Genomic DNA, 8,203 nt, shown 5'->3' with positions numbered 1-8,203 from the left:
GTCAACTATGATGTTGCCGGTTACGCCGCCTTCGCGGGCAAGCCCGCACCAAAAGCAAAATCACCACCACCAGACTCCCAGCCACCCCAATCCGCCCTTCCCCACTCAACAGGCCGAGCGGTAGCTCGCCTGCAGCTCTTGATCTTGCTTTTGATCTTGATCCACCCGCCCCTTCGGCAGGCTGAGCGCAGGTGTCCCTCTGGGGACTGGCGCGCAGCGCCGTTCGACGCAGTCGAACTCATCGCATGGAGGTGCAGCGAAGCAAACCGGAGGCGATGCCCCCAGAGGGATACCGTAGCGAAGGTACCCCGAGCCTTAGCGAGGGGCCGGACGCTCGGGGCGAGACCTTTTGGTTCCTTTGGGCTGGGCCGGCACTCCGGCGTTTGCCAAAAGGGACTCGCCGTAAGGGCGAAACCATAAGCAGCCGTTACCGCAGCAACGGATATGTACACCACCCGCCAGAGATAGGCCGGCCGGAAGGCCGCCTTCGCCGGCAAGCCGCCCTCGCTCCCACAGTTGGACCTGGGTACATCCGCAAGGGATAGGCCAACTGCCAGGCAACACCTGCGCTTCCGGCCATCCCCAGCAAGCCGTATAGTTGCCCCATCCACGTTTTTTTCGAGAATCACCATGAGTCAGGAAACGCCGTACATCTTCGACGCCACTACCGCCGACTTCGACCAGTCGGTGATCGCGAACTCGTTCCACAAGCCCGTGCTGGTGGATTTCTGGGCCGAGTGGTGTGCGCCGTGCAAGGCACTGATGCCAATGCTACAAACCATCGCCGAGAGCTACCAGGGCGAGTTACTGCTGGCCAAAGTCAACTGCGATGCCGAACCGGACATCGTCGCCCGCTTCGGCATCCGCAGCCTGCCGACCGTGGTGCTGTTCAAGGACGGCGAACCGGTGGATGGCTTCGCCGGCGCCCAACCTGAATCCGCCGTGCGCGCCTTGCTCGAACCCCATGTGCAGATGCCGCCACCGCCCGCCGCCGACCCGCTGGAACAGGCCCAGGCGCTGTTCGACGAAGGCCGCTACGCCGACGCCGAAACCCTGCTCAAGGCATTGCTGGGCGAAGACAACAGCAACGCCGCCGCCCTGATTCTCTATGCCCGCTGCCTGACCGAACGGGGCGAACTGAGCGAAGCCCAGGCCGTGCTCGATGCCGTCACGAGTGACGAGCACAAGGCCGCACTGGCGGGCGCCAAGGCACAGATCCACTTCCTCGGCCTGGCGGCCAGCCTGCCGGATGTCGCCGACCTGAAGTCGCGCCTGGCGCAGAACCCTCAGGATGACGAAGCGGGGTACCAACTGGCGATCCAGCAACTGGCCCGCCAGCAATACGACCCGGCGCTGGACTCGCTGCTCAAGCTGTTCATCCGCCACCGTAGCTACAGCGAAGGCTTGCCCCACAAGACCTTGCTGCAGGTGTTCGAACTGCTGGGCAACGATCACCCCCTGGTGACCACCTATCGCCGCAAGCTGTTTGCCGCGCTGTACTAAGCGCCCCCGAACAGGGTGGGTGCAGGCCCTGTAGCTAGTGAGGCCCGACCCAGCTATAGAGCGGCGTATCCCCGCCGCTCAACACCTTGACCTCGGCACAATGGCGCAGGCGCACCAGCAGGCGCTTGCCGGCCGTGGCATTGCCGGTCAGCACCTCCAATTGCTCCAGCAACTGCGGGCCGCTCATCTGCCCGGCCTTGCACAGTATTTCCCTGGCGAGCTGCCACTGCGCGACGTCCTGATTCACTGGCTTGGCCACCGCGCTGGCAGTCGGTATGGCGCTGTCCTGCGGGCTGACGGGCAGCAGCGCGCCGAGCCGGGCCCAATCGTCGTCATCCAGTTCCAGGGTCAAATCCACCGGCCAGTCGCCGATGCTTCCACGTATGCGCACCATTGGCATCCCCTCAAGATTTGTGACGAACATGCTCCCATGCACCTTGCGCAACGCCAAGCGGACGGTCAAACTCCGGCCACTACTGTTATAAGATCACATAACAAAGAATTTACATTCCCCCGGAGACTCTCCATGCGCCGCCTGATTCTCGCTTTGCCGTTTGCCCTGTTGCCGCTGGCCATTGCCCAGGCGGCCGATGAGCATGATCACGACCCTCAGCACGCCAGCCTCGCCCCTCACGAACACGGCATCGGGCGCTTGAATGCGGCACTGGACGGCCAGACCCTGGAACTTGAATTCGACAGCCCGGCGATGAACCTGCTGGGTTTCGAACACGTCGCCAGCACCGCGCAAGACAAGGCCAAGGTCGCCGCCGTCCGGGCGCAACTGGAGAAACCGCTGGCGCTGTTCGGCCTGCCGTCCAAGGCCGGTTGCACGGTCGCCAGCCAGGAACTGAACAGCCCGCTGTTTGGTGACAAACCGGACGTCGACGATGACCACGACGAAGACGCCAAGGACGCCGACGGCCACGAGCATCACCACGACCACAGCGAAATCCACGCCCACTACCAGCTCACCTGCGCCACACCGGGCGTGCTGGAGCACCTGGACCTGGCGAACCTCTTCAACACGTTCCCTGCGACCCAGAAGATTCAGGTACAACTGATCGGCCCGAGCGGGCAGCAAGGCGTTGAAGTGACCGCCAAGGCGGCCGCGCTGAAGTTCTGATCCACCTTATCCGTAGGAGCGAGGCTTGCCCGCGAAGAGGCCATTGCATTCAACAGCGGCATCGGCTGTCGGATCGCCTTCGCGGGCAAGCCTCGCGCCTACAGGGTTTATCGCTAATTTGACTGGCTCCCCATGACCCAAGCACTCATCGAACTGTCCGGCCTGGGCTTCAACTGGCCCGGTCACCCGCCGCTGCTGGATATCCCGGCGTTCCGCCTGGAACCCGGTGAAACCTTGTTCCTCAAGGGCCCCAGCGGCAGTGGCAAGACCACCCTGCTGGGCCTGTTGGGTGGTGTACAAAAGCCCAATCGCGGCAGCGTGCGCCTGCTCGGCCAGGAGTTGACCGACTTGTCGGCCGGCGCCCGCGACCGCTTTCGCGTCGATCACACCGGCTACATCTTCCAGCAGTTCAACCTGCTGCCGTTTCTCTCGGTGCGCGAAAACGTCGAGTTGCCGTGCCACTTCTCCAAGCTGCGCGCGCAGCGGGCGATCCAGCGCCACGGCAGCGTCGACCGGGCCGCTGCCACGTTGCTGGCGCACCTGGGCCTCAAGGATCAGGGCATTCTCGGCCGACGCGCCGACTCGCTGTCCATCGGCCAACAGCAACGGGTCGCCGCCGCCCGGGCGCTGATCGGTCAGCCGGAACTGGTGATCGCCGACGAGCCGACGTCGGCCCTGGACTACGACGCCCGCGAGGCGTTTATCCGCCTGCTGTTCGCCGAGTGCCGCGAGGCCGGTTCCAGCCTGTTGTTCGTCAGTCATGACCAGAGCCTGGCACCGCTGTTCGATCGTCACCTGTCGCTGGCCGAGCTCAATCGCGCCGCCACGCCTACCGAGGTCTGAGATGTATTTGTTTCGTCTTGCGATGGCCAGCCTGGCTAACCGCCGCTTCACCGCGATCCTCACCGCGCTCGCCATTGCCCTGTCCGTCTGCCTCCTGCTGGCGGTGGAGCGGGTCCGCACCGAAGCCCGCGCCAGCTTTGCCAACACCATCAGCGGCACGGACCTGATCGTCGGCGCCCGCTCAGGCTCGGTGAACCTGCTGCTGTACTCAGTGTTTCGTATCGGCAATGCCACCAACAACATCCGCTGGGACAGCTTCGAGCACTTCGCCAACAACCCGAAAGTGAAGTGGGCGATCCCCATTTCCCTGGGCGACTCGCACCGTGGCTACCGGGTGATGGGCACCACCGACGCCTACTTCCAGCATTACCAGTACGGCCGCCAGCAAACCCTGCAACTGGCCAGCGGCCGGGCCTTCGCCACCGACCCGTTCGAGGTGGTGCTGGGGGCTGAAGTGGCCGACGCCTTGCACTACACGCTCGGCGACAAATTGGTGCTGGCCCACGGCGTGGCCGTGATCAGCCTGGTCCAGCACGACGACAAACCGTTCACCGTGGTCGGTATCCTCAAGCGCACCGGCACCCCGGTGGACCGTACGCTGCACATCAGCCTCGGCGGTATGGAGGCGATCCACGTCGACTGGCACAACGGCGCGCCCGCCCGGGGCAACAGCCGGATCAGCGCCGACCAGGCCCGCAACATGGACCTCACGCCCCAGGCGATCACCGCCTTCATGCTGGGACTGAACAATAAGATCTCGACCTTTGCCCTGCAGCGCGAGATCAATGAATTCCGCGGCGAACCGATGCTGGCGATCCTTCCGGGCGTGGCCTTGCAGGAGCTGTGGAGCCTGATGGGCACCGCCGAAAAAGCGCTGTTCGTGGTCTCGCTGTTTGTGGTGCTGACCGGCTTGATCGGTATGCTCACGGCGATCCTCACCAGCCTCAACGAGCGCCGCCGCGAGATGGCGATCCTGCGTTCGGTGGGCGCCAAGCCCCGGCACATCGCCACGCTGCTGGTGCTCGAAGCCTTTGCCCTGGCGCTGTCCGGGGTGGTCGCCGGTGTCGCGCTGCTGTACCTGTGCATCGCCCTCGCCCAGGGTTACGTGCAATCGAATTACGGCCTGTACCTGCCGTTGTCGTGGCCAAGCGAGTATGAATGGACGCTGCTCGGTGGCATCCTGCTCGCCGCCCTGTTGATGGGTTGCGTGCCGGCCTGGCGCGCCTATCGCCAATCCCTGGCCGATGGCCTGTCGATTCGTTTGTGAGGACCTACACGATGCCCCGCGCTTTACTCGCGCTGTTGATGCTGGTTGCCCTGCCGCTGTGGGCGGCCCAGCCCAGGGACCTGACGTGGTCGGAGATGATTCCGCCGGACGCCGCGCCCGAGGTGCCGAACATGACGCCGCTGCACGACTTGTCGCAGATGAGCAGCACCCTGGCCGAAGCCGCACCCGCCGCCAGGCAGGACCTGCCCAATGCGCCGGTGGTCAACAGCCTCGACGGGCAGGACGTCCGCCTGCCGGGCTACATCGTGCCGCTGGAGGTCAACGAAGCGGGACGCACCACCGAGTTCCTGCTGGTGCCGTACTTCGGCGCCTGCATCCACGTGCCGCCACCGCCGTCGAACCAGATCGTGCACGTCAAGAGTGAAGTGGGGGTGAAGCTCGATGAGCTGTATCAACCGTACTGGATCGAAGGCGCGCTACAGGTCAAGGCGTCCAGCAGTGAGTTGGCCGATGCCGGGTATCAGATGGATGCCGATAAGATCTATGTGTATGAATTGCCGGAGTGAGCCCGCAGGCTCCAGATCGCTTTCGCGAGCAGGCTCGCTCCCACAGGGTCTGGCGACATTAATCAGATCGGTGTCATAACGCACGTCACGTGTAGGAGCGAGGCTTGCCCGCGAAGAGGCCCGCAACCCCGCCACACAACGGCGTCCCTTCATGGTTTCATTGAGCTGCGTCAATTACCCCTCCAAGGGGCCGGTTACCATGTATCAAAGAATTTACATATCCCCTTGGAGCCCCCATGCACAAGTCATTGCTTAGCGCTTCCCTCATTGCACTCGCGCTTGCAGCCCCCCTCGCCCACGCCCACGACGAAGGCGACATCATCGTCCGTGCCGGCGCCATTACCGTAAACCCGACGGCCGACAGCGGTCACGTCAAGGTCGATCGCGGCTCCCTGGCGGGCACCGACCTGGGCGGCAAGGCGACCATGAGCAGCGACACCCAATTGGGTCTGAACTTCGCTTACATGCTCACCAACAACCTGGCGGTCGAACTGCTCGCGGCCACGCCGTTCGAACACGACATCAAGCTCAAGGGCACGGCATTGGCGCCGGCCAACGGCAAGCTGGGCAGCCTCAAGCAACTGCCACCGACCCTGAGCCTGGTGTACTACCCACTGGATCACAAGTCGGTGTTCCAACCCTATGTCGGTGCCGGCATCAACTACACCTGGATCTTTGACGAACACGTCGGCAGCGAAGCCAGCGCCAACGGGTTCAACAACTTCCGGGCCAAGAACTCCTGGGGCATGGCGTGGCAGGTGGGTGCTGACTACATGCTGACCGAGAACGTGATGATCAACGGCCAGGTGCGCTACATCGACATCGACACCACCGGCTACGTGGACAACAGCGCCGTCGGCAACGGCACGCGCGCCAAGGTCAACGTCGACGTGGACCCATGGGTCTACATGGTGGGCCTGGGCTACAAGTTCTAACTCACACCCCGTAACAACCTGTGGGAGCGAGTCCGCTCGCGATAAGGTTCTTTCAGTCAATGCAACGTTGACTGTCAGACCGCTATCGCAAGCAGGCTCGCTCCCACCGTGGTTTGTGTCGCCCTGGTTTCTGCGGCTTCAGCGGCCCAACAAGCGCGCCAAGCCGATGTTCAGCGGGGTCTGCTGGGGGAAGGTGAAACGCTGCAGCAGGCGCTGGTTATTGGCCCGTGAATGGCGGATATCACCCGCTCGTGCCGGTCCGTAGGTGATCGGCGGCAACTCGCCCACCACTTCGCGCAACGCTTCAAGCATTTGCTTGAGGGTGATCGACTGGTTCCAGCCGACATTCACCGCGCCGACTTCCAGCGTCGGTGCTTCGATGGCCTGCACCAGCAAGCCCACCAAATCCTCGACGTAGAGGAAATCCCGCGTCTGCTCGCCATCGCCAAACACGGTGATCGGCAGGCCTTGGCGTGCGCGCTCGCTGAAGATGCTGATCACCCCGGAGTACGGCGATGACGGATCCTGGCGTGGGCCGAAGATGTTGAAGAAGCGAAACACCGCCGGCTCCAGGCCATGCTGGCGCCGATAGAAGTCGAGGTAGTACTCGCTCGCCAACTTGTCCGAGGCATAGGGAGTGAGCGGCGCCTTGGCAGTGTCTTCGTCGATGGACGCGCCTTCGCCGTTGTTGCCGTAGACCGCCGCACTGGAGGCGAACAGCACCCGCTTGACCCCGGCCTGACGCATCGCTTCGCAGACGTTCAAGGTGCCGATGAAGTTGCTCTGGTGGGTGCGCACCGGATCATCCACCGAGGCCTGCACGGACGCCACGGCCGCCAGGTGCGCCACGGCGCTGCAACCCTGCATCGCCGTGGCCACCAGGGCCGCGTCGGCAACGTCGCCTTCGATCAGTTCGAGCCGTGGATCGTCAAGCGCGAGGTTGCTGCGCTTGCCCGTGGACAAGTCATCGAGGATGCGCACCGAGTAACCCTTGGCGAGCAACGCGTCGGCCAGGTGCGAGCCGATGAAGCCAGCACCGCCGGTGATTAAAACAGGGCTATGCGCCATGACGATAGAACCTATCCAGTAAGGCCGGGAGCGCGGCGCGCCAGGCGCGGGGCTTGATCCCGAAGGTGTGGAGAATTTTCTTGCAGGCCAGGACCGCGTGCTGCGGTTCTTCGGTGGCATCCGGGCTCGCGGCATGAGCCTGGGCGGTCGGCGCCTCGATGGCCAGCGGATGCAGGTTGCGGGCCTCGGTCAGAATCGCCTGCCCCAGCGCCAGCGGCGTGGTCGCCTCGTGTCCGGCGTAGTGGTAGGTGCCCCACAAGGGCGCAGCGCAATCGAGCTGCTTGAGTACCGAGGTGATCACCCGCGCGGCGTCATCCACTGGCGTCGGGTTGCCCCGTCGGTCGTCGGCCATCAGCAACGCGTCGGGCAACTCGGCCCGGGCCAGGAAACGCCCGAGGGTGCCGTCGGCACTGTCGTCGAGCAACCAGCCAAAGCGTAACAACACGTGCTGTGGGCACGTTGCCCGCACGCTTTGCTCGATCCGCCACAACGCCTGGCCACGCAGGCCCAGCGGTATGGGTTCGTCTTTTTCACTGTAGGCCGTGGCGCGCGAGCCATCGAAGACTCGGTAGCTGGACGGTTGCACCAGCACGATGTTGTGATGCTGGCACAACTCGGCCAGGCGCTCGACTGCACGCTCCTGCGCCGCCAGCCGTGCCTCAGGCACGCTTTCGGCCTGGAACCAGTCGAAGTAGTAGGCCAGGTTGATCAGTGCATCCGGACGGGTGTCGTCCAGCAGTTGCGTGAGGCTCGCGGCGTCCCAGCCGTCTTGCGGGGGACGGGGGGCGAGGAAGCCGATGTCTTCCTCCGCACCGAGGCGAATCAGCGCCTGCCCAAGGGCATTTCCGCCACCCAGTAACATAAGGCGCATTCGCATAGAGTCAGCAGGCCCAGTCTGTTTGGAACGATGATTTGTCGACAGCGCCCGCAGGCCTTG

Annotated in this window: 9 protein-coding genes; 6 read left to right on the top strand and 3 right to left on the bottom strand. The window is 64.0% G+C overall.

The features are described 5' to 3' along the window. The first annotated feature begins 630 nt into the window (after window positions 1-630). Window positions 631-1,503 (top strand): thioredoxin, encoded by an 873-nt coding sequence (trxA, locus tag BMW74_RS23495; RefSeq protein ID WP_093426497.1) that lies wholly within the window; start codon window positions 631-633, stop codon window positions 1,501-1,503. 34 nt (window positions 1,504-1,537) lie between these two features. Here trxA and BMW74_RS23490 read toward each other — a convergent pair whose 3' ends face one another. Beyond that, window positions 1,538-1,897, bottom strand: coding sequence for a hypothetical protein (locus BMW74_RS23490; protein WP_093426496.1), 360 nt, complete (start codon window positions 1,895-1,897; stop codon window positions 1,538-1,540). 132 nt (window positions 1,898-2,029) lie between these two features. On the opposite strand from BMW74_RS23490, the gene BMW74_RS23485 reads away from it, so the two are divergent. The 5 genes from BMW74_RS23485 to BMW74_RS23465 all read left to right on the top strand — a co-directional run bounded on the left by BMW74_RS23485 (window position 2,030) and on the right by BMW74_RS23465 (window position 6,198). Further along, entirely contained in the window at window positions 2,030-2,626 is a 597-nt protein-coding gene (locus BMW74_RS23485) for a DUF2796 domain-containing protein (RefSeq protein ID WP_093426495.1), read from the top strand. A 132-nt stretch (window positions 2,627-2,758) separates the two neighbouring features. Beyond that, on the top strand, window positions 2,759-3,469 hold the full coding sequence (locus BMW74_RS23480; protein WP_093426494.1) for an ABC transporter ATP-binding protein: 711 nt from the start codon (window positions 2,759-2,761) through the stop codon (window positions 3,467-3,469). Window position 3,470: 1 nt separating this feature from the next. After that, complete coding sequence (locus BMW74_RS23475; protein ID WP_093426493.1) at window positions 3,471-4,736, top strand: ABC transporter permease; 1,266 nt, start codon at window positions 3,471-3,473, stop codon at window positions 4,734-4,736. An 11-nt stretch (window positions 4,737-4,747) separates the two neighbouring features. After that, window positions 4,748-5,263 (top strand): DUF3299 domain-containing protein, encoded by a 516-nt coding sequence (locus BMW74_RS23470; protein WP_093426492.1) that lies wholly within the window; start codon window positions 4,748-4,750, stop codon window positions 5,261-5,263. A 236-nt stretch (window positions 5,264-5,499) separates the two neighbouring features. After that, window positions 5,500-6,198, top strand: a complete 699-nt coding sequence (locus tag BMW74_RS23465) for an OmpW/AlkL family protein (protein WP_093426491.1) — start codon at window positions 5,500-5,502, stop codon at window positions 6,196-6,198. 138 nt (window positions 6,199-6,336) lie between these two features. Here BMW74_RS23465 and BMW74_RS23460 read toward each other — a convergent pair whose 3' ends face one another. Both BMW74_RS23460 and BMW74_RS23455 read right to left on the bottom strand, forming a co-directional pair. Then, window positions 6,337-7,266: an NAD-dependent epimerase/dehydratase family protein gene (locus tag BMW74_RS23460; RefSeq protein ID WP_093426490.1), complete on the bottom strand. Its 930-nt coding sequence runs from the start codon at window positions 7,264-7,266 to the stop codon at window positions 6,337-6,339. Beyond that, on the bottom strand, window positions 7,256-8,143 hold the full coding sequence (locus BMW74_RS23455) for a sugar nucleotide-binding protein (protein WP_093426489.1): 888 nt from the start codon (window positions 8,141-8,143) through the stop codon (window positions 7,256-7,258). Before BMW74_RS23455 ends, BMW74_RS23460 begins: the two co-directional genes overlap by 11 nt. Window positions 8,144-8,203: the final 60 nt, after the last annotated feature.

Origin of the sequence: Pseudomonas sp. ok272 (assembly GCF_900109995.1) — a bacterium.
Taxonomy (GTDB): domain Bacteria; phylum Pseudomonadota; class Gammaproteobacteria; order Pseudomonadales; family Pseudomonadaceae; genus Aquipseudomonas.
Note: the sequence above shows the minus strand (reverse complement) of the source record. Positions and strands in the feature narration are given on the sequence as shown.

Coding starts and splice junctions, on each gene's coding strand:
- trxA (WP_093426497.1), top strand. CDS start 631: ATGAGTCAGGAAACGCCGTACATCTTCGACGCCACTACCGCCGACTTC.
- BMW74_RS23490 (WP_093426496.1), bottom strand. CDS start 1,897: ATGGTGCGCATACGTGGAAGCATCGGCGACTGGCCGGTGGATTTGACC.
- BMW74_RS23485 (WP_093426495.1), top strand. CDS start 2,030: ATGCGCCGCCTGATTCTCGCTTTGCCGTTTGCCCTGTTGCCGCTGGCC.
- BMW74_RS23480 (WP_093426494.1), top strand. CDS start 2,759: ATGACCCAAGCACTCATCGAACTGTCCGGCCTGGGCTTCAACTGGCCC.
- BMW74_RS23475 (WP_093426493.1), top strand. CDS start 3,471: ATGTATTTGTTTCGTCTTGCGATGGCCAGCCTGGCTAACCGCCGCTTC.
- BMW74_RS23470 (WP_093426492.1), top strand. CDS start 4,748: ATGCCCCGCGCTTTACTCGCGCTGTTGATGCTGGTTGCCCTGCCGCTG.
- BMW74_RS23465 (WP_093426491.1), top strand. CDS start 5,500: ATGCACAAGTCATTGCTTAGCGCTTCCCTCATTGCACTCGCGCTTGCA.
- BMW74_RS23460 (WP_093426490.1), bottom strand. CDS start 7,266: ATGGCGCATAGCCCTGTTTTAATCACCGGCGGTGCTGGCTTCATCGGC.
- BMW74_RS23455 (WP_093426489.1), bottom strand. CDS start 8,143: ATGCGAATGCGCCTTATGTTACTGGGTGGCGGAAATGCCCTTGGGCAG.